This is a genomic window from Streptomyces sp. HPF1205 (assembly GCF_020400825.1).
GTDB lineage: Bacteria > Actinomycetota > Actinomycetes > Streptomycetales > Streptomycetaceae > Actinacidiphila.
Genome location: NZ_JAINVH010000005.1, coordinates 191,631 through 209,666, shown reverse-complemented (window position 1 = coordinate 209,666; position 18,036 = coordinate 191,631). Strand labels below are relative to the sequence as shown.

Sequence of the window (18,036 nt, the reverse complement as noted above, 5' to 3'; positions counted from 1 at the left end):
AGGGCCGTTCCCGCCCCGCCGGTACCGCTCGCCGGGGATCAGCGGCGAGCGGCGGCGCGCCGCAGGTGCCTGAGCACCGCTTTCGCCGCGTTGTGGCCGCTCATGCCGTGGACGCCGGGGCCGGGCGGTGTGGCCGAGGAGCACAGGAAGACGCCGGGCCGGGGGGTCGCGTACGGGATCGCCGCCAGGCGCGGGCGCAGCACGGTCTGCAGGCCGGCGAAGGCCCCGCAGGCGATGTCGCCGCCGACGTAGTTCGCGTTGCGGGCGGCGAGGTCGGCGGGGCCGCTGACCGCGCGGGCGAGCACCAGGTCGCGGAAGCCCGGCGCGAACCGCTCGATCTGCCGCTCCATGGCGTCGGTCGCGTCGCCGTGCCAGCCCTGCGGCACGTGGGCGTACGCCCAGAAGACGTGCTTGCCCTCGGGGGCGCGGGAGGGGTCGACCACGGTGGGCTGCGAGGTGATCAGGAAGGGCGTCTGCGGCGGGCGGCCGGTCACCGCGCGGCCGAGGGCGTCGCCGATCTCGGTGTACGTGGGGCCGATGTGCACCGTGCCGGCCCGCCGCGCGGCCTCGGCGGTCCACGGGACGGGGCCGTCGAGCGCGTAGTCGATCTTGAAGACGGAGGGCCCGTAGCGGTAGCCGCGGTAGACGTCGCCGAGGGCCGCGATGCGGGCGAGGGCGGTCGGCGAGGTGTCGAAGACGTACGCCCGGGCCGGCGGCAGTTCGTCCAGCTTGCGCACGGTGACCCCGGTGAACACCTCGCCGCCGAGCTCCGCGAGGTGGCCGGCCAGAGCGTCGGAGACGGCCTGCGAGCCACCGCGCGCCACCGGCCAGCCCCGCTCGTGGGCGGCCAGCGCGAACATCAGCGCCATCGCCCCGGTGAACGGCTCGGTCAGCCGGGAGATGGCGTGCCCGGCGAGCCCCGCCAGCAGCGCGCGGGCCTTCGCCTCGCGGAAGCGGTAGCGCAGCAGGGCCACGGGGGGCGTGCCGGTCAGGCCGAAGCGCGCGAAGCGGTAGGGGTCGCGGGGCAGCCCGGCCCACGGCGGGCGGAAGAAGTCGGCGGCGATGGAGTCCCAGTGACCGGTGTACGGGGCCATCAGCCTGCGGTACGTGACGGCGTCGCGCGGGCCGAGCGAGGCAGCGGTCTCGCCCACCGTGCGGCCGAGCACGGCGGCGGTGCCGTCCGGGAAGGGGTGCGCCATGGGCACCTCGGGCTGCAGCCACTCCAGGCCGTGCTCGGCCAGCGGCAGCGTGGCGAAGACGGGCGAGCCGATGCCGAAGGGGTGCACGGCCGAGCAGGGGTCGTGCCGGAAGCCGGGGAGGGTCAGCTCCTCGGTGCGCGCGCCGCCGCCGACGGTGTCCGCGGCCTCGTAGACCTGGACGGACAGGCCGGCCCTGGCGAGTTCGACGGCGGCCGTCAGCCCGTTGGGACCGGCGCCGACGACCACCGCGTCGGCCTTGACCGCCCGGCTCACCGCTCCCCCGCCTTCGCCCGTCCGCCGGCGCCGGAACCCCCGCGCCCGGCGGCCGTCCGCCCGTCCGTGCCCCTGCCGCCCGTACCTCCGCCACCCGCGCGCACAGCCGCCTCCTCCTTCTGCGAACCCTCGCCTCTCAGGATGCCGATCACCCGCCGTGCCGTCTCCTCGTCCCTGGCCACCGTGAACGGCAGCGCGTTGCCCCCGGTGACGCGGAACGGCTCGCCCGCGGCGGTCAGGCTCGCGCCGCCCGCCTCGGAGACCAGGAGCAGGCCGGCCGCGTGGTCCCAGGGCGCCTCCCAGAAGAAGGCGACCGCGTCGGCGCGCCCGCGGGCCACGTCCAGGTGGACCAGGCCGGCGCTGGTGCGGCACGGGCTGCACGACGCCCCGGCCGCCTCCAGCCGGGCCAGGACCGCCCGCTCCTCCTCGTTGCGGTAGACGGGGTTGGACGTCCAGACCCGCAGCGGGCCGTCGTAGCCCGCGGTGCGCAGCCGCCGTCCGTCGAGGTGGGCGCCCCGTCCCCGGCGGGCGGTCGCGAACAGGCCGAGCCGGGGGGCGTACGTCCAGGAGGCGAGCGGCCGGCCGCCCCGGACGAGGGCGACCAGGGTGGAGAAGCCCTCCTCGCCGCGCACGAACGCGGCGGTGCCGTCGACCGGGTCGATCACCCACACCGGGGCGTCGCCCCGCAGCAGGTCCAGCACGGCGGGGTCCTCGCCGACCGCTTCCTCGCCCACGACCACGGAACCGGGCAGCAGCGCGGTCAGCCGCCGGGTGAGGACCTCCTCGGCCCGGCGGTCGGCCGTGGTCACCAGGTCGTACGGACCGGTCTTGCGGGCGATGTCGGAGTCGGTCAGGGCCCGCCAGCGCGGCAGGACCTCCGCGTCGACGGCGGCCCGGACGGTGGCCTCCACGGCCGCGAGCAGCGCGTCGTCGACGTCCTCGCCCGTCGTGGCGCGCGCGCCGGCGCCGCCCCCGCCCGCCGCCCAGGCGCCGTCCGCACCGACCTCGTTGCCCATACCGCCATCCAATCAGACCGGCGCCCGGCGCGGGCCCGCAAAAAGGCGGGCCCGTCCCGTCACGGGGGAACCGGCGACGGGCGGTCATCGCAGCGCGGGGATGACGTGGGCGCCGTAGGCGTCGATGGTCGGCTCCTTGGCGTCGTGCATGTCGTAGACCGCGAACTGGTCGACGCCCAGGTCGCGCAGCGCCGCCAGCTTGGCCCGGTGGGCCTGCGGCGGGCCGATCAGGCAGAAGCGGTCCACGATCTCGTCGGGGACGAACGCGGTGTCGGGGTTCCCGGCCCGGCCGTGGCGGGTGTAGTCGTACCCCTGCCGGCGCTCGATGTACGCGGTCAGCTCCCGCGGGACGAGGGAGGAGTGGGCGCCGTACCGGCCCACGAGATCGGCGACGTGGTTGCCGACCATGCCGCCGAACCAGCGGCACTGCTCGCGGGCGTGGGCGAGGGCGCCGGGCGAGTCGTCGGCGGTGACGTAGGCGGGCGCGGCCACGCACACGGCGACCGACGACGGGTCGCGGCCCGCCTTCTCGGCGGCCCCGCGCACCGCCTTGACCATCCACTCGGTGAGGTAGAGGTCGGCGAGCTGCAGGATGAAGCCGTCGGCCTTCTCCCCTGCCATGGCCAGCGCTTTGGGGCCGTAGGCGGCCATCCACACCGGCAGCCTGCCGTTCTCGACCCAGGGCAGTCGCAGCGGCGTGCCGTCCACCACGGCCTGCCGGCCCTCGGCGAGGTCGCGGATCACGGTGATGGCCTCGCCGAGCCTGGCCAGGGTGTTCGGTTCGCGGCCCGCCACCCGCATCGCGGAGTCGCCGCGGCCGATGCCGCAAATCGTCCGGTTGCCGTACATCGAGTTGAGGGTGGCGAAGGTGGAGGCGGTGACCTCCCACGTGCGCGTGCCGGGGTTGGTGACCATGGTGCCGACGGTCAGGTGGTCGGTGTGGTCCAGGATCCGGCTGTGGACGACGAACGGCTCCTGCCACAGCACCGCCGAGTCGAAGGTCCAGCCGTGGGTGAAGCCGGCCCGCTCGGCGCGGCGCATCAGGGCGACGACCTCCGAGGCCGGCGGGTCGGTCTGCAGGACGAGGCCGAAGTCCATGACGCCACTCCTTGTGCTGTGGGCCGGCTGCTGTCAGGCGAGGTGACCGGACAGGCCGCGCGGGGTGTACTGGCCGTGCCCGGCGCGCCCGACGTAGGCGCGGTCCAGGACCACGGGTACGCCGCGGGACAGCACGGTCTGGACGCGGCCGGTGACGCGCCGGCCTTCGTAGGCGTTGTAGTCGACGTTCATGTGGTGTGTCCGGGCGGACAGGACCTGCTCGGCGTGCGGGTCGTAGATCACCACGTCCGCGTCGGAGCCGGGGGCGAGGGTGCCCTTGCGCGGATAGAGGCCGAACATCCGGGCGGGGGCGGCGCAGGCGATCTCGATCCAGCGGCGGCGGCCGAGGCGGCCCTCCACCACGGCCTGGTGGAGCAGGTCCATCCGGTTCTCCACGCCGGGCAGGCCGTTGGGAATCCTGGAGAAGTCGCCGCGGCCGAGGTCCTTCTGGCCGGTGAAGCAGAACGGGCAGTGGTCGGTGGAGACCACCTGCAGGTCGTTCGTGCGCAGCGCCCGCCAGAGCGCGGCCTGGTGCTCGCGGGGCCGCAGCGGCGTGGAGCACACGTACTTGGCGCCCTCGAAGTCCGGCTCGGCGAGGTTGTCCGCGGACAGGAACAGGTACTGCGGACACGTCTCGCCGAAGACCGGCAGGCCCCGGTCGCGGGCGGCGGCGAGTTCGGCGACGGCCTCCTGGGCGGAGACGTGGACGACGTAAAGCGGCGCCCCGGCCACCCGGGCGAGCTGGATGGCGCGGTGGGTGGCCTCCGCCTCCAGCAGGGCGTGCCGGGCCTCGCCGTGGTGGCGCGGGTCGGTCCGGCCGGCGGCGAGGGCCTGCTGGACCAGGACGTCGATCGCGATGCCGTTCTCGGCGTGCGTCATGATCAGCCCGCCGTTGCCGGCGGCGCGCTGCATGGCCCGCAGGATTCTGCCGTCGTCGCTGTAGAAGACGCCCGGGTAGGCCATGAACAGTTTGAAGCTGGTGACTCCTTCCTCGACCAGGACGTCCATCTCCTTGAGCGAGTGCTCGTCGACGTCGGAGACGATCATGTGGAAGGCGTAGTCGATCGCGCACTTGCCGTCCGCCTTCGCGTGCCAGGCGTCGAGCCCCGCGCGCAGGCTCCGGCCGGCGCTCTGCACGGCGAAGTCCACGACGGTGGTGGTGCCGCCCCAGGCTGCCGCGCGGGTGCCGGTCTCGAAGGTGTCCGAGGCGAAGGTGCCGCCGAAGGGCATCTCCATGTGGGTGTGGCAGTCCACACCGCCCGGCAGGACGTATCTGCCGGTGGCGTCGATGACGTGATCGGCGCCGATGTCGTGCCAGCTCCTGGCGGCGGAGGAGTCGGAGGCGGCCAGGGCAGCGATCCGGCCGTCCTCGACGAGGACGTCGGCGTAGGTCTCGTCGGTGGCGGTGACGACCAGGCCGCCGCGGATCACGGTACGGGTGCTCATGCGCCGGCACCTGCCTCCAGCGCGGACCGGGCCCGCCGCAGGGCCGCCCCGATCGCGTCCGCGCCCTCCTCGGCCTCGGCGACGGTCAGGGACAGCGGCGGGGCCACGCGCAGGACGTTGCCGTCCCTGCCGCCCTTGCCGACGAGCACGCCGTACTCGCGCGCGGACTCCAGGACCAGGTTCGCGGCGGCCGCGCTGGGGGCGTCGGTGCCGGGCTCGACGAGTTCGACGCCGAGCATCAGTCCCCGACCGCGCACCTCGCGGACGATGCCGGGCCCCGCGGCGACGGACTCCAGGCGGGACCTCAGCAGGCCGCCGACCCGGCGGGCGTTGCCCTGCAGGTCGTGGTCGAGCAGGTGGCCGAGGTTGGCGAGCGCGGCGGCGGTGGTGACCGGGCTGCCGCCGAAGGTGGAGATCGAGTTGGCGGTCAGGCAGTTCATGACCTGCGCTCGGGCCACAACGCCGCCCAGGGACATGCCGTTGCCGAGGCCCTTGGCGAAGGTGAGGATGTCCGGCGGCCCGGCCTGCGCGTGTGCCTGCCAGCCCCAGAAGTGCTCGCCGGTGCGGCCCCAGCCGGTCTGCACCTCGTCGCTGATCCACAGGATGCCGTGCCGGTCGAGGACCTCCTTGAACGCGGCGAGCAGCCCGTCAGGCCCCGAGGTGAAGCCGCCGACCCCCTGCACGGGCTCGGCGATCAGCGCGGCGACCTGCCCGTTCGCCTGGCCGAGCATCTCCTCCAGATCCGCCGTGCACGCGGCGGTGAAGTCCTGGTCGGACAGGTGGGCGTAGGGTCCGCGGGTGCGCACGCCGCCGTGCACGTACAGCGTCTGCAGCGGGGACAGACTGGTCGGCGACCACGAGGTGTTGCCGGTGACGCCGATCGCGGTGAAGGAGCGGCCGTGGTAGCTGTTGCGCAGCGCGAGGATCTGGTTCGAGCGCCGGTAGGTGGTGGCGAGCAGCAGGGCGGTGTCGTTGGCCTCGGTGCCGGAGGTGGTGAAGAAGACCCGGGCGTCGGGGATGCCGGACAGGTGGGCGACGCGCTCGGCGAGCTCGACGGCCTGGCTGCTGAGGTAGAGCGTCGAGGAGTGGAGGATCCGCCCGGCCTGCTCCGCGACCGCGGCGGTCACCTCGGGCAGCGCGTGGGCGGTCATGGTGGTGAGGATGCCGCCGAAGAAGTCCAGGTAGCGGTTGCCCTCGGCGTCCCACACGTGCCGGCCCGCCCCGCGGGTCAGCTCGATCGGACGGGCGTAGTACGTGGCGAGCCAGTCCGGCAGCACCGCGCGGTGCCGCGCGAGGAGGGCGGCGTGGCTGTTCCCGGTCGCGGGGTCCATGCCGCTCACGCCCCCGTCAGCTCGCCGTAGGCGTCCGGCCTGCGGTCGCGGTAGAACGCCCAGGTCCGCCGCACGTCCTCGATCACGCCGAAGTCGAGGTCGCGGACCAGCAGCTCCTCCTCGGTGTCCGAGGCGGCCTCGCCGACGAGCTGCCCGCGCGGGTCGACGAAGTAGCTGGTGCCGTAGAAGTCGTCGTCGCCGTAGGGTTCGCGGCCGACGCGGTTGATCGCGGCGACGAAGTACTCGTTGGCGACGGCGGCGGCGGGCTGTTCCAGCCGCCACAGGTACGCGGACAGGCCGCGGCTGGTGGCGCTGGGGTTGTAGACGAGCTGCGCGCCGGCCAGGCCGAGCGCGCGCCAGCCCTCGGGGAAGTGGCGGTCGTAGCAGATGTAGACGCCGATCCGCCCCACGGCGGTGTCGAAGACCGGCCAGCCGAGGTTCCCGGGCCTGAAGTAGTACTTCTCCCAGAACCCCTCCACCTGCGGGATGTGGTGCTTGCGGTATTTGCCGAGGTAGGAGCCGTCGGCGTCGATCACGGCGGCGGAGTTGTAGTAGAGGCCGGGCCGCTCGATCTCGAAGACCGGGACCACCACGACCATGCCGGTCTCGCGGGCGAGGTCGCGCATCCGCCGCACCGTCGGGCCGTCGGGGACCGGTTCGGCCCACTTGTGGTGCTCGGTGTCCTGCACCTGGCAGAAGTAGGGGCTGTTGAACATTTCCTGGAAGCCGATCACCCGTGCGCCCTGAGCGGCGGCGGCCCTGGCGTGCCCCTCGTGCTTGGCGATCATCGACTCGGTGTCGCCGGTCCAGGTGGCCTGGACCAGCGCGGCACGCACGACATTGCTCATGGCACGCTCCTCTGACGTGACGTCACGCCGGTTCCACGCAAAGGGACCCCGCCGTGGGGCGGACGTGGAAGCCAAGGCCCACTGTGGCAAGAGCGCGGTCGTTACCGCCGCAGGACGTTTCCGTTTCCCGTCGCGGCGACCCGTTCGGCCGGACGGCGGCCGCGGTTCCCGGGGGACGGCGGCCGCGCGGCCGGGGCCGTCACGAGTCGGGCAGGCCCGTGCGGCGCAACGCGGCGATGATGTCGCGCCGCCGCGAGGCGGAGATCCGCCCGGAGGCGGCCAGCAGGGCACGGGCCAGCGACGGGCGGGCGCGGACGACCTCGGCGGTGTCCTCGGTGGACCGGGTGCGGGCCAGCGTCTCCAGCAGTTCCGCGGCGGCCTCGTCGTGCCCGCCGGAGGCGAGGTCGGCGGCGACCGCGGCCACGTCGGCGGGCGTGCGCGCGGCGGCCTGGTGGAGGAGGGTCCGGCACTCCCCCGGGCGGCCCTCACCGGCCAAGGCGGCGGCCGCCGCGGCCAGCGCCGCCGGGGGCAGGGCGGCGGTCTCCCACAGCAGCGTGGCCACGTCCGCGCCCAAGCCCGCCCGCTCCAGTTCCCCGACCAGGTACGGCAGCCGGTCCGGCGGTCCGTCCGCGGCCTCGCACAGGGCGACGTACGCGGCCCCCGTCCGCCCGGCGCGCCGCAGCTCGCCCAGCAGGGCCACCGTCCGCCGGGCCTGCTCGGTCCACCGGGGGTCGGCCGTGCGCGGCGGGGCCGGTGCGGGAGCCTGGGGCGCGCCCGCGAACCGCGCGCCCCGCGGCGCCGCGGTGAGGGACTCCGCCGTCCGGGCCGCGGTCGTGGAGGCGGGGTCGGCGGTCCGCGGAGGCGGCGCGGCGGGCGCCGCGGACCCGGGAGCGGCGGGAGGCGCCGCGGGCGCGCCCGCGAACCGTGCGCCCCGGGGAGCGGTCTTCGGGGCGGCGGCCGTGGGCGCGGCGGACCCCGGGGCCGCGGCGGATCCCGCCGCCGCTTGCCGGTCCGGCTCCCCGGTCGCCGCGTACGCCCCCGCGAAGCGGGCGCCGCGCGGCCTTGCCGCCCGCACGGCCTTGCCGCGGACCGGCTCGCCCGCCGGGGAGGCGGCGGGGGCGGACTCCTCGCCGGGCGCGGGTTCCGGGGCGGCCTCGTCGCGCCACAGCGGGCGGGCCGCCGGTCCCGAGGTCAGGGCGGCGAGCCGGGCGACCAGTTCCTCGCAGCGGGCGACGGCCCGCTGCCGGTCGTCGCGGGCCCAGGCCAGGGCGTCGGACGGCCGGGCGGCGGGGGGCCCGGCCGCGTCCCCGGCGGCCCGCAGTAACTCGCGCTCGCGCGAGGTGGCGGAGTCGCGGGCCCGCACGGCGGCGTCGAGACGGGCGCGCAGCGCGGCGGCGGCCCCGGGGGCCGCGTCCCAGGCCGCGATCGCGGCCTGGTGGAGGGTGCGGGCCCTGGCCAGTTCGTGCCCGTCGGGCGGCACTCCGCGGGCGGCGGCCAGATCGTGCAGGAGAGCGTGGACGACGTCCCACGGCGGGAGGTCCGCACCGTCCCGGTAGGCTCGCGCGGCGTCCGGCTCGCGGGCGGCGAACACCCCGTACCAGCCGGGCCGTTCGCCGAGGGCCGTCACCATCGCTGCGAACCAGTACGTGAAGTGCCCCGCCGCGCCGGTCGGTTCCGTCACCCTCACCGTTCTCGCCCCTCGCCTCGCCGTCCGCCCGCGATTGCACACCCGTCGTGTTACGGAGCTGCTACGGGGAGTTTTCGGCCGCGCACCGTTTGGGGCGCGCGGGGGCGGGTGGCGGGGCGCGGGCGACGCCCAGGCGCCGGCCCGGGGCGGGCCGGCGCCTTCGGGGGCGGTCGCGGCGGGGCGGCTGCCGGTGGGTGGGACGGTCAACCGGCGGGGCGGACCACCATCGCCGAGCCACCGCCGCGGCGTACCGGCTCGGCTGCCGCGAGCCACCTGCCGTCCGGCAGCCGCTGGACGCCGGTGGCCGCGCCGATCTCCGGGTTCTGCGTGAAGTGGTGGCCGATCGCCTCCAGCGGGGTCCTCCACGGGCTGTTCCACAGGGCCGGTTCGAGCTCGGTCGCGGCGGCGTTGCGCTGGCTGGCCCGGGGCGCGGCGATCGCGTCGAGCAGGGGCAGTCCGCGGTCGATGTGCTCGGTGAGGACCTGCAGCACCGTGGTGATGATGCTCGCGCCGCCGGGCGAACCCGTGGCGAAGTCCACTCGGCCGTGCCTGAGCACGATGGTCGGCGAGATCGAGGAGCGCGGCCGCTTGCCGGGGCCGGGGAGGTTCGGGTCGGGCACGGCGGGGTCGGCCGGGACGAAGGAGAAGTCGGTCAGCTCGTTGTTCAGCAGGAAGCCGCGGCCCGGGACGGTGATGGCGCTGCCGCCGGTCTGCTCGATGGTGAGGGTGTAGGCGACGACGTCGCCCCACTTGTCGGCGACCGTCAGGTGAGTGGTGTTGTCGCCCTCGTAGGTGGTGGGGGCGGCGGCGCCGGAGTGGCCGCACGGCGCCGGGTGGGCGGGGTCGCCGGGGGCGAGCGGGCTGGTCAGCACCGCGTCGTCCTTGACCAGGCAGGCCCGGGAGGCGGCGAACGCCTTGGAGGTCAGCCCCGCGGTCGGCACCTGTTCGAAGGCGGGGTCGCCGACCCAGCGGCCCCGGTCTGCGAAGGCGATGCGGCTCGCCTCGATGAAGTGGTGCAGGTACTGGGTCTGCGAGGCGTGCCGCAGGTCGGTGTGCTCCAGAATGTTGAGCGCCTCGGCGACGGTGGTGCCGCCCGACGAGGAGGGCGCGGGCCCGTACACGTCCAGGCCGCGGTAGGTGGTGTGGGTGGGCGGCTGCTCCTTGGCCGTGTACGCGGCCAGGTCTGCGGTCGTCATGTCGCCGGTGCGCACCACGCGGGTGGCGGCCGGGTCGACCGGGGGCCTGCGAACGGTGCGCACGATGTCGGCGCCGATGTCGCCGTGGTAGATCGCCGCGATGCCCTTGGCGCCGAGTTCCTGATAGGTGCGGGCGAGGTCGGGGTTGCGCAAGGTGGAGCCGACGGCCGGCGGCCGGCCGCCGGGCAGGAACAGGGCGGCGGTGGCCGGGAAGTCCTTGAACCGGTCCTGGTTGGCCGCGGTCTGGGAGGCGAAGGTGGCGTCCACCGTGAAGCCGTGGCGGGCGATCCGCTCGGCGGGCCGCAGGACGTCGGCGAGCGGGCGGGTGCCCCAGGAGTCCAGGGCGGCCTGCCAGGTGGCGGCGGTACCGGGCACGCCCACGCTGCGCCCGCTGGTGACGGCGTCGGCGAAGGCCAGCGGCTTGCCGTTCTCCACGAAGAGCCGGTCGGTGGCGCTGTGCGGGGCCGTCTCGCGGCCGTCGACGGTGAACACCTCGTGCCGCCGGGCGTCGTAGTACAGGAAGTAGCCGCCCCCGCCGATGCCCGAGGAGTACGGCTCGGTGACGCCGAGGGCGGCGGCGGTGGCCACGGCGGCGTCGACCGCGTTCCCGCCGTGCCGCAGCACCTCGATGCCGGCGGCCGAGGCGTCCGCGTCCACGCTGGCGACCGCCCCTCCGTACCCGAGGGCGAGCGGGCTCTTGGCCGGTGCGGAAGGGCGCGGTACGGGGGCGCGGGTTGCGGGGGCGCTGGGTGCGGGGGCGGCCGCCGTGAGCGCGCCGACCGCCGCGGTGACGGCGAGGGCGGCGACCGCGCGCACCACGCGTTTGCGGACCCTTGCGCGGGTCCGCGGGCTTTCGGTCGGTTCCTTGACGCGATGGGGGTGATGTCCGAGGTGTGGAGCCATCTGCCGATCCTCCGTTCAACGACCGTCCCGGCAGCGTAACTTCGCCTCAACCGTCTCGTCAGGAGCGCATGGGGGCGGCGCGCCTCGAACACCGCTACGATGCCGCGCCATGAGCGACGACGTGCGCACCCTGGTCCTGGCCGCGGCGGCCCTGGTGCTCGGCCTGCTTGCGGGATGGCTGGTCCGCGGCCTGTTGTGGCGCCGGCGGCTGCAGCGCAAGCAGCGGTTCTTCGGGTTGCCGAAGGAGTCGGAGTGCCTGCTCGTGGTCTCCCGCGACCCGGGCGCACGCGGCTGGAGCCTGGCCCGGCACGACGCGTTCGCGCTGCTGGAGCTGGCCGCGGTCGTCCAGGAGTGCGGGGCGCACGCGGAGGTGCTGGCGCACGACACCGCCTGGCAGGGCTTCGGCGCGCGGACGGAGTTCTGCATCGGCGGGCCCGCGTCGAACCTGCGGCTGGCGGCGCACCTGCGTTCGATGCTGCCGGGCATCGAGGTGAACGTGGATCCGGCGCCGGGCCCCGACCAGGGCGCGATCACCGTCGGCAAGGACGTCTACCGGCTGGAGAAGGGGACGGTGGAGCACGTCCTGCTGGCCCGGCTCGCCTCGGCCGGCGACTCCGGCAACGACCGGCCGGTGTTCCTGTCCGCCGGGCAGCGCGGCATAGCCAACCAGGCCGCGACCCGCTACCTGGCCCGCAACCATGCCCGGCTGGCCCGCAAGTACGGCGTGGACGGCACCTTCTGCCTGCTGCTGCGGGTGGTGAACTCGCAGGCGTACGGCGCGGACGTGGTGGAACTGGTGGCCGACGTGACCAAGGCGGCCACGCACCCGGGCAAGGTCAGTCGGCCAGACCGATCACCAACCACATGAGGGCGGCGCCGGCCACGGTGCACAGGAGGGTGGAGCTCGACGGGTGCGGGGTGTGGGCCTCCGGCAGGATGTCCGAGGTCGCCAGGTACAGCAGGAAGCCGGCGAAGAACCCGAGGTAGAGCCCGAGCGCCCCGCTCGGGATGGTGAAGGCCAGGGTGATCGCCGCGCCCACGACCGGCGCGACCGCGTCGGCGGCCAGCAGTGCCAGGGCCCGCCGCCTGCCGTTCCCGTAGAGCCGGGTGATGGTGTACGTGTTGAAGCCGTCGGCGAAGTCGTGCGAGATGACGGCGATAGCGACGACGATGCCGACGGTGTCGCCGGCCTGGAAGGCGGCGCCGATCGCGAAGCCGTCCATCACGCTGTGCCCGACGAGGGCCGAGGCGGCCGCGAGGCCGATGCCCTGGACGGGCCCGTGACCGTGGCCGTGCGCGTGGCCGTGGGGCTCGCCGAGCCCGTGGGTGTGCTCGGCGTACTCCGCCTCGTGGGCGCGGTGGATGGCCACCGACCGCTCCAGGACGTGCAGCGCGAGGAAGCCGGCCACGAACATCAGCAGCGCCGCCGGCACCCCGAAGACGTGCCGGGGCTGGTTGTCGAGCGCCTCGGGCAGCAGATCGAAGCCCACGACCCCGAGCATGAGCCCCGCGGCCAGGCCGAGGACCAGGTGCCGGCGGTCACCGATGCGCTGTGCGACGAGGCCGCCGGCGAGGGTCGTGAGGAAAGCGCCCACGGCTATGAGGACCGGCATGGGAGTCATGATCCATGACCCGCTTCCGGGCCGCGACTCAGGGTTGCCTAACTCACGGTGACGGCTGCGGCTGGTCACTGCCTGCGACGGCCGCGCCGCGGGCGGCGGCGCGGGCGCGGCGCTCGGTGGGTGCGTCGGTGATGTCGAGGAAGACGTGGTCGGCGGTGGGCCAGCGGTCGCGGACCGCCCGGCGGATGCGCAGGCTGACCTCCTCCACCCGCTCGCTGTCCAGGCCGCCGACCAGGTCGATGCGGGCGGCGACCAGCGTGGAGTCCATGCCCAGCCGCATGGTCAGCAGCTCTTCGACAGTGTCGATCTCGGGCTGCTCGGCCAGCAGGCGCTCGATGCCGTCGCGCAGCCCCGGGTCGCCGGCGACGCCGATGAGCCGGCGGTGCGCGCTGCGGCCGAGCCCGAACGCGACGGCCATCAGCAGCACGCCGATCGCCATGGACGCGGCCGCCTCGCCCAGCGGGCTGCCGGTCGTCATGTGCACCAGCATGCCGCCGGCCGCGAGGAGCACGCCGATCACCGCGGTGCCGTCCTCGGCGAGCACGGTGCGCAGCGCCGGGTCGCCGGTGCCGACCTCGCGGGTCTGGTGGAGCGCCTTCAGCAGCGACGCGCCCTCGGAGAGCAGGGCGACGAGCAGAACGACCAGGCCCGCCACGTATCCGGCCGTGCTCTCGTGGCCGCCGCCGTGCAGTGCCCGCAGCCCCTGGTAGAAGGAGAAGCAGCCGCCGAGGACGAAGATCCCCACGGCGGCGAGCAGCGACCAGAAGTAGCGCTCCTTGCCGTAGCCGAAGGGGTGCTGGGCGTCGGCGGCGCGGTGACTGCGGCGCAGCGAGGTGAGCAGGAAGACCTCGTTCAGGCTGTCGGCGACGGAGTGGGCCGCCTCGGACAGCAGCGCCGGGGAGTGGGCGAACAGGCCCGCCGCGCACTTGGCCGCCGCGATCAGCAGGTTCGCGCCGAGGGCGACCAGCACCGCGCCCCGGGTGCCCTCGTCCCTCCCGCCCCGGGCGCCCTCGTCCCTCCCGCCCCGGGCGCCCTGGTCCTTCCCGGGCCGGGCATCCCCTTCGTCCCCGCCGTCGCCCCGGCCTTCCGCGCCCCGCCCGTCGATATGGTCCAGCCCCGCCATCAAGACAAAATCTCCTCAAAAGTGAGTAAAACCCGCAATTCGGGTGCATCATGTGAGCGTCCGGTTTCCGCCCGGGCCGTACATCCGTCGTGTTCCCTGCGGAATCCAGGGCATCCGCACCTGAGGAGGTGCCGAGTATGTCCGCTTACCACGAAGACACCGTGCGGCTCGCGCTGAACGACTACCTGGTGGGGATCGGGCCGATCATCATCGGGATCTGCATCGTGCTCCTGCTCATCGGCGCGGTCTGGTGGGGCATGCGCCAGCGCAAGCCCGTACCGCCCAAGGAGGCTCGTCCCCGGCAGGGCGCGTGGCAGACCCGGCAGGAACACGACACAGGGGTGGTCGGCGAGGACCACGGCCCCGGCCACCAGGACAGCGGGCCGCGCAGTCACGAGTCCCGGCAGCCCCGCCCGGCCGAGATGCCGCGTGACGGCCGCCGCCGCTTCCCGTACGAGATCTCGGACTCCGGAGTCCACGAGGGCCGGGTCCGGACGAGGCCGCGGCGGCACAGCGGGCCCAACGTGGACTGAGGACCGAGGCGGACCCGGCGCGGACCGGGCGGGGGCGGAGGACGCCGAAGGGGGCGCGGCTTTTCGGGGCCGCGCCCCCTTCGGCGTCCTCCGGCCTCGCCCTCGCGGCGGACGTCCCCGCGTGCCGGCCGCTCTCAGTCCCGCAGCGCCCTCAGCCGCCGGGCCGCGGGCCCAGGGAACGGCCCCGGGCGGGCAGGAACGACCAGGGGTCGGTCCTTCAGGTGCGGCAGGGCGTACTCGGCGATGTCCCGCGCGTACGTGGCCAGGTCCTCCTCGGTGACGGGCGGCCGGCCCGCCCGCGCCGGGAAGAGCTCCTTCTCGGCGGGGGCCACTCGACCTTGCGGCGGCCGGCCGTCAGCGTCACCGAGCCCATCAGGAGGCCACCAGCTTGCGGGCGGCGGCCGCGATGGCGTCGGCGTCGATGCCCGCGGCGTGCACCTGCTCCTCGGGGGTGGCCGAGCCGGGCATGCTGTGGACGCCGAGGCGGGTCAGCCGGGGCATGGGCATGCCGTTGCCGAAGGACTCCAGCACGGCGTCGGCGAGGCCCCCCTCGGGGTGGTGGTCCTCTGCCGTGACGAAGCGGCCGGTGGCCGCTGCGGCCTCGCGCAGCGTCCGGGTGTCCACCGGCTTGAGCGAGTACAGGTCGATCACCCGGGCGCGGATGCCGTCGGCGACGAGCCGGTCGTGGGCGGCCAGCGCCTGGTGCACGGTGACGCCCGCGCCGATCAGGGTGACCTGGTCGTCCGGGTGGCTGCGCAGCACCTTGCTGCCGCCGATGGGGAAGTCCTCGCCAGAGGCGTAGAGGACCGGTGTGTCGCCGCGGGTGGTACGCAGGTAGCAGATGCCGGGCCGGTCGGCCATGGCCACGACGAGCTTGGCGGTCTGGTTGGCGTCGCACGGGTACAGGACGGTGCTGCTGTGCAGCGTCCGCATCATCGCCAGGTCCTCCAGGCCCATCTGGGAGGGGCCGTCCTCGCCGATCGACACTCCGGCGTGGGAGCCGACGACGTTGAGGTCGCTGCGGCTGACCGCGGCCATCCGCAGGAAGTCGTGGGCACGGGTGAGGAAGGCCGCGAAGGTGGCGGCGTAGGGCTTCCAGCCGCGCACGCCCACGCCGACGGCCGCGGCGATCAGCTGCTGCTCGGCGATGTAGAACTCCAGGTACCGCTCGGGGTGCTCCTTCGCGAACATCTGCGCCTTGGTGGAGTCCCCGACCTCGCCGTCGAGGACCACCACGTCGCCGCGGCGGCTGCCGAGCACGGTCAGGGCCTCGCCGAAGGCGGTACGGGTGGCGATGCCGTCGCCGATGTCGTAGTGCGGCAGCGGGGTGCGCGGCTCGCCGCCGAAGGCCGGCTTGTCGGCTTCCGGCGGGCGGCGCACGTGCACCCGGATGTCGCGGACGCCGCCGAGTTCACGGATCGCCTCGTCCGGGTGGGGCAGCGGCTTGCCGTGGAAGCCGTTCTTGTCCTCGACCTCCGCGACGCCCTTGCCCTTGCGGGTGCGCGCGATGATCGCGGTCGGCGCGCCACGGGTGGTGCGGGCGGTGGCCATGGCCTCGTCCACGGCGTCGATGTCGTGCCCGTCGATCTGCACGGTGTTCCAGCCGAAGGACTGGATCCGGTTGGCGTACGCGTCCAGGTCCCAGCCGTGCCGGGTGGGGCCGCGCTGGCCGAGCCGGTTGACGTCGAGGATCGCGGTGAGGTTGTCCAGGCCCTCCGTGCCCGCCGCCTCGAACGCCTCCCACACCGAGCCCTCGGCGAGCTCGCTGTCCCCGCACAGTACCCACGTGCGGTACGGCAGCCCGTCGAGGCGCTTGCCGGCGAGCGCCACGCCGACGCCGACCGGCAGGCCCTGGCCCAGCGAGCCGGTGGCGACGTCCACCCACGGCAGCCGGGGCGTGGGGTGGCCCTCCAGGCGGCTGCCGAACTTGCGGAAGGTGAGCAGTTCGTCGTCGCTGATGGCGCCGGCCGCCTTGTAGACCGCGTAGAGCAGCGGCGAGGCGTGGCCCTTCGAGAAGATCAGGTGGTCGTTGCCCGGGTGGCCGGGGTCGTCGAAGTCGTAGCGAAGGTGGCGGGCCAGCAGGACGGACATCAGCTCGGCGGCCGACATCGAGGAGGTGGGGTGCCCGGAGCCGGCCGCCGCCGCCGCGCGCACCGCGTCCACCCTGATCTGCTGGGCGAGTTCGGCGAGCTGCGCGTCGTCGAGGGCCGGTTCCTTGGTGCCGGCGGGACGGGTCATGAGGACTGGTCTCCTTTCCGATGGTGCGGGTCCGTGCCGTCGTCCCGGCGCTGCCGGCCGCCCGCCTCGCGGTGTCGTCCCCCGCCGGCGCCGACCGGGCGCGCGCCGGCCGCCGCGGAGGGCCGCACGGGAAGTTCGGGCGCCGCGGTGTCCAGCGGCACCGCCCAGGAGCGGACCAGGCCGAGCTGGACGGCCTGTCGCGGCAGCACCGCGTCCAGCAGCCAGTCGGCGGCGACCTTGGTCCGGTTGTGGGCGCCGGGCAGCGCCCACAGGTGGTATCCGCGGGTGACGGCGCCGGCCGTCGGCCCGGACAGCGGTACGCCCAGCGGGTTGGCCGCGGCCTTGACCCCGCCGAGGTCCACGAGGAATCCCAGGTCGTGGTGCCGGTAGGGCCGGGCCTCGCCGTATCCGTACGAGGCGGCGATGTTGCGTGCGGCGACCTTGCCCTGCCGGGCGGCGTGCTGCGCGGTCATCGGGGTGTACGAGCCGGGCCTGGTCAGGTCGGGTACGGCCGCCGCGTCCCCGGCCGCGTACACGCCGGGGTGGCCGGGGACCACCAGATCGGGCCCGACCACCAGGCGGCCCCGCTCCAGCGGCATGCCGACGGCGGCGACCAGCGGGTCGGGGCGCACGCCGACGCACCAGATGAGGCTGCGGCTCGGTACGGACTCGCCGGTGTCCAGCACGACCCCTTCCTGGGTGGCCTCCTTGATGGAGTGCCCGGTGCGCACCTCGACGCCGCGTGCGCGCAGCACCCGGTCGGCGGTGCGCGACAGGCGCGGGTCGAGTTCGGGCAGCACCCGGTCGGCGATGTCCAGCAGAAGCCAGCGCGGACGGTCGCGGTGCCGCAGGACGGGGTGCTTCCCGGCCATGGCGTCGGTGTAGAGCTTGCCCTGGGCGGCGACCTCGGTGCCGGTGTAACCGGCGCCGACGACCACGAAGGTGCAGCGCGCCTGGCATTCGCGAGGGTCGTCGGTGCCGCCGGCCAGCTCCATCTGGCGGGTCATGTGGTCGCGCAGGTACAGCGCCTCGGGCAGGCCGCGGAAACCGTGGGCGTGCTCGGCGACGCCCGGGATCGGCAGCAGCTTGTTGACGCTGCCCACGGTGAGCAGCAGCCGGTCGTACGACATGCTGCCGCGGTCGCCCTCGGGTCCGGCGAAGGACACCGTGCGCCGCTGCGGGTCGATGTGGTCGACCTCGCCCAGCACCAGGCGCACTCCGGGGAGGGCGCCCTGCAGGGACACCGCCACCCGGCGCGGTTCGAGGATGCCGGCCGCGACCTGGGGCAGCAGCGGCAGGTACAGGAAGTAATCGGTGGGGTTGATCAGGACGACCTCGGCCTCCTCGCGCATGGCGCGATGCCGGGTCAGTCCGCGGGCGGCCTGGAACCCGGCGAAACCGGCGCCCACGATCACGATGCGGGATCGGGACATGGGGAGCTCCCTTCTCCCGGTGCGGCTGCCCGGGCACGGGCCCGGCAAACGAGAGCGGCCCGTCCGCGGCCTTGGAGCCGCCCTTCGGGG

The 18,036-nt window shown here is 74.9% G+C and carries 15 protein-coding genes; 2 read left to right on the top strand and 13 right to left on the bottom strand.

What is annotated here, in order from left to right:
- Window positions 1–38: 38 nt before the first annotated feature.
- The 8 genes from K7G61_RS08285 to ggt form a co-directional block, all read right to left on the bottom strand.
- Window positions 39–1,472, bottom strand: a complete 1,434-nt coding sequence (locus tag K7G61_RS08285; RefSeq protein WP_225846026.1) for an NAD(P)/FAD-dependent oxidoreductase — start codon at window positions 1,470–1,472, stop codon at window positions 39–41.
- The gene (locus K7G61_RS08280) at window positions 1,469–2,488 is read right to left on the bottom strand and encodes an inositol monophosphatase family protein (protein ID WP_225846025.1); all 1,020 of its coding nucleotides are present in this window, start codon (window positions 2,486–2,488) and stop codon (window positions 1,469–1,471) included. The genes K7G61_RS08285 and K7G61_RS08280 overlap by 4 nt, the downstream gene beginning before the upstream one ends.
- An 84-nt stretch (window positions 2,489–2,572) precedes the next feature.
- Window positions 2,573–3,586 carry a TIGR03842 family LLM class F420-dependent oxidoreductase gene (locus K7G61_RS08275; RefSeq protein ID WP_225846024.1) on the bottom strand — a complete coding sequence of 338 codons (1,014 nt, stop codon included), beginning with the start codon at window positions 3,584–3,586 and terminating at the stop codon, window positions 2,573–2,575.
- Between the two features lie 33 nt (window positions 3,587–3,619).
- Window positions 3,620–5,032, bottom strand: a complete 1,413-nt coding sequence (gene hydA, locus K7G61_RS08270) for a dihydropyrimidinase (RefSeq protein WP_225846023.1) — start codon at window positions 5,030–5,032, stop codon at window positions 3,620–3,622.
- Entirely contained in the window at window positions 5,029–6,363 is a 1,335-nt protein-coding gene (locus tag K7G61_RS08265) for an aspartate aminotransferase family protein (protein ID WP_225846109.1), read from the bottom strand. Before K7G61_RS08265 ends, hydA begins: the two co-directional genes overlap by 4 nt.
- A gap of 5 nt (window positions 6,364–6,368) precedes the next feature.
- Window positions 6,369–7,211, bottom strand: a complete 843-nt coding sequence (locus K7G61_RS08260) for a nitrilase-related carbon-nitrogen hydrolase (RefSeq protein ID WP_225846022.1) — start codon at window positions 7,209–7,211, stop codon at window positions 6,369–6,371.
- A 199-nt stretch (window positions 7,212–7,410) separates the two neighbouring features.
- Complete coding sequence (locus K7G61_RS08255) at window positions 7,411–8,892, bottom strand: hypothetical protein (protein ID WP_225846118.1); 1,482 nt, start codon at window positions 8,890–8,892, stop codon at window positions 7,411–7,413.
- 209 nt (window positions 8,893–9,101) lie between these two features.
- Window positions 9,102–10,997 carry a gamma-glutamyltransferase gene (gene ggt / locus K7G61_RS08250; protein ID WP_225846021.1) on the bottom strand — a complete coding sequence of 632 codons (1,896 nt, stop codon included), beginning with the start codon at window positions 10,995–10,997 and terminating at the stop codon, window positions 9,102–9,104.
- Between the two features lie 109 nt (window positions 10,998–11,106).
- Between ggt and K7G61_RS08245 the strand changes: the two genes are divergently transcribed.
- A complete protein-coding gene (locus tag K7G61_RS08245; protein WP_225846020.1) occupies window positions 11,107–11,865 on the top strand; it encodes a hypothetical protein in 759 nt (252 codons plus the stop codon).
- On the opposite strand, the gene K7G61_RS08240 is transcribed toward K7G61_RS08245, so the two are convergent.
- Together K7G61_RS08240 and K7G61_RS08235 are read right to left on the bottom strand one after the other, a co-directional pair.
- Window positions 11,834–12,610 (bottom strand): ZIP family metal transporter, encoded by a 777-nt coding sequence (locus tag K7G61_RS08240; RefSeq protein WP_225846019.1) that lies wholly within the window; start codon window positions 12,608–12,610, stop codon window positions 11,834–11,836. The genes K7G61_RS08245 and K7G61_RS08240 overlap by 32 nt on opposite strands.
- Before the next feature lie 52 nt (window positions 12,611–12,662).
- On the bottom strand, window positions 12,663–13,742 hold the full coding sequence (locus K7G61_RS08235) for a cation diffusion facilitator family transporter (protein WP_225846018.1): 1,080 nt from the start codon (window positions 13,740–13,742) through the stop codon (window positions 12,663–12,665).
- A 137-nt stretch (window positions 13,743–13,879) separates the two neighbouring features.
- On the opposite strand from K7G61_RS08235, the gene K7G61_RS08230 reads away from it, so the two are divergent.
- Window positions 13,880–14,275 carry a DUF6479 family protein gene (locus K7G61_RS08230; protein WP_225846017.1) on the top strand — a complete coding sequence of 132 codons (396 nt, stop codon included), beginning with the start codon at window positions 13,880–13,882 and terminating at the stop codon, window positions 14,273–14,275.
- A gap of 134 nt (window positions 14,276–14,409) precedes the next feature.
- Here K7G61_RS08230 and K7G61_RS08225 read toward each other — a convergent pair whose 3' ends face one another.
- From K7G61_RS08225 to K7G61_RS08215, 3 genes are read right to left on the bottom strand one after another with little or no spacing between them, the layout of a single operon-like run.
- Window positions 14,410–14,607 (bottom strand): hypothetical protein, encoded by a 198-nt coding sequence (locus K7G61_RS08225; protein WP_225846016.1) that lies wholly within the window; start codon window positions 14,605–14,607, stop codon window positions 14,410–14,412.
- Between the two features lie 40 nt (window positions 14,608–14,647).
- Window positions 14,648–16,513, bottom strand: coding sequence for a transketolase (locus tag K7G61_RS08220; RefSeq protein ID WP_225846015.1), 1,866 nt, complete (start codon window positions 16,511–16,513; stop codon window positions 14,648–14,650).
- Window positions 16,510–17,946: an NAD(P)/FAD-dependent oxidoreductase gene (locus K7G61_RS08215; RefSeq protein WP_225846014.1), complete on the bottom strand. Its 1,437-nt coding sequence runs from the start codon at window positions 17,944–17,946 to the stop codon at window positions 16,510–16,512. The genes K7G61_RS08220 and K7G61_RS08215 overlap by 4 nt, the downstream gene beginning before the upstream one ends.
- Window positions 17,947–18,036: the final 90 nt, after the last annotated feature.

What these genes read in the sequence shown, in the direction of transcription:
- K7G61_RS08280 (WP_225846025.1), bottom strand. Translation starts at nt 2,488, where the DNA reads ATGGGCAACGAGGTCGGTGCGGACGGCGCCTGGGCGGCGGGCGGGGGC.
- K7G61_RS08275 (WP_225846024.1), bottom strand. Translation starts at nt 3,586, where the DNA reads ATGGACTTCGGCCTCGTCCTGCAGACCGACCCGCCGGCCTCGGAGGTC.
- hydA (WP_225846023.1), bottom strand. Translation starts at nt 5,032, where the DNA reads ATGAGCACCCGTACCGTGATCCGCGGCGGCCTGGTCGTCACCGCCACC.
- K7G61_RS08265 (WP_225846109.1), bottom strand. Translation starts at nt 6,363, where the DNA reads ATGGACCCCGCGACCGGGAACAGCCACGCCGCCCTCCTCGCGCGGCAC.
- K7G61_RS08260 (WP_225846022.1), bottom strand. Translation starts at nt 7,211, where the DNA reads ATGAGCAATGTCGTGCGTGCCGCGCTGGTCCAGGCCACCTGGACCGGC.
- ggt (WP_225846021.1), bottom strand. Translation starts at nt 10,997, where the DNA reads ATGGCTCCACACCTCGGACATCACCCCCATCGCGTCAAGGAACCGACC.
- K7G61_RS08245 (WP_225846020.1), top strand. Translation starts at nt 11,107, where the DNA reads ATGAGCGACGACGTGCGCACCCTGGTCCTGGCCGCGGCGGCCCTGGTG.
- K7G61_RS08240 (WP_225846019.1), bottom strand. Translation starts at nt 12,610, where the DNA reads ATGCCGGTCCTCATAGCCGTGGGCGCTTTCCTCACGACCCTCGCCGGC.
- K7G61_RS08235 (WP_225846018.1), bottom strand. Translation starts at nt 13,742, where the DNA reads ATGGCGGGGCTGGACCATATCGACGGGCGGGGCGCGGAAGGCCGGGGC.
- K7G61_RS08230 (WP_225846017.1), top strand. Translation starts at nt 13,880, where the DNA reads ATGTCCGCTTACCACGAAGACACCGTGCGGCTCGCGCTGAACGACTAC.
- K7G61_RS08220 (WP_225846015.1), bottom strand. Translation starts at nt 16,513, where the DNA reads ATGACCCGTCCCGCCGGCACCAAGGAACCGGCCCTCGACGACGCGCAG.
- K7G61_RS08215 (WP_225846014.1), bottom strand. Translation starts at nt 17,946, where the DNA reads ATGTCCCGATCCCGCATCGTGATCGTGGGCGCCGGTTTCGCCGGGTTC.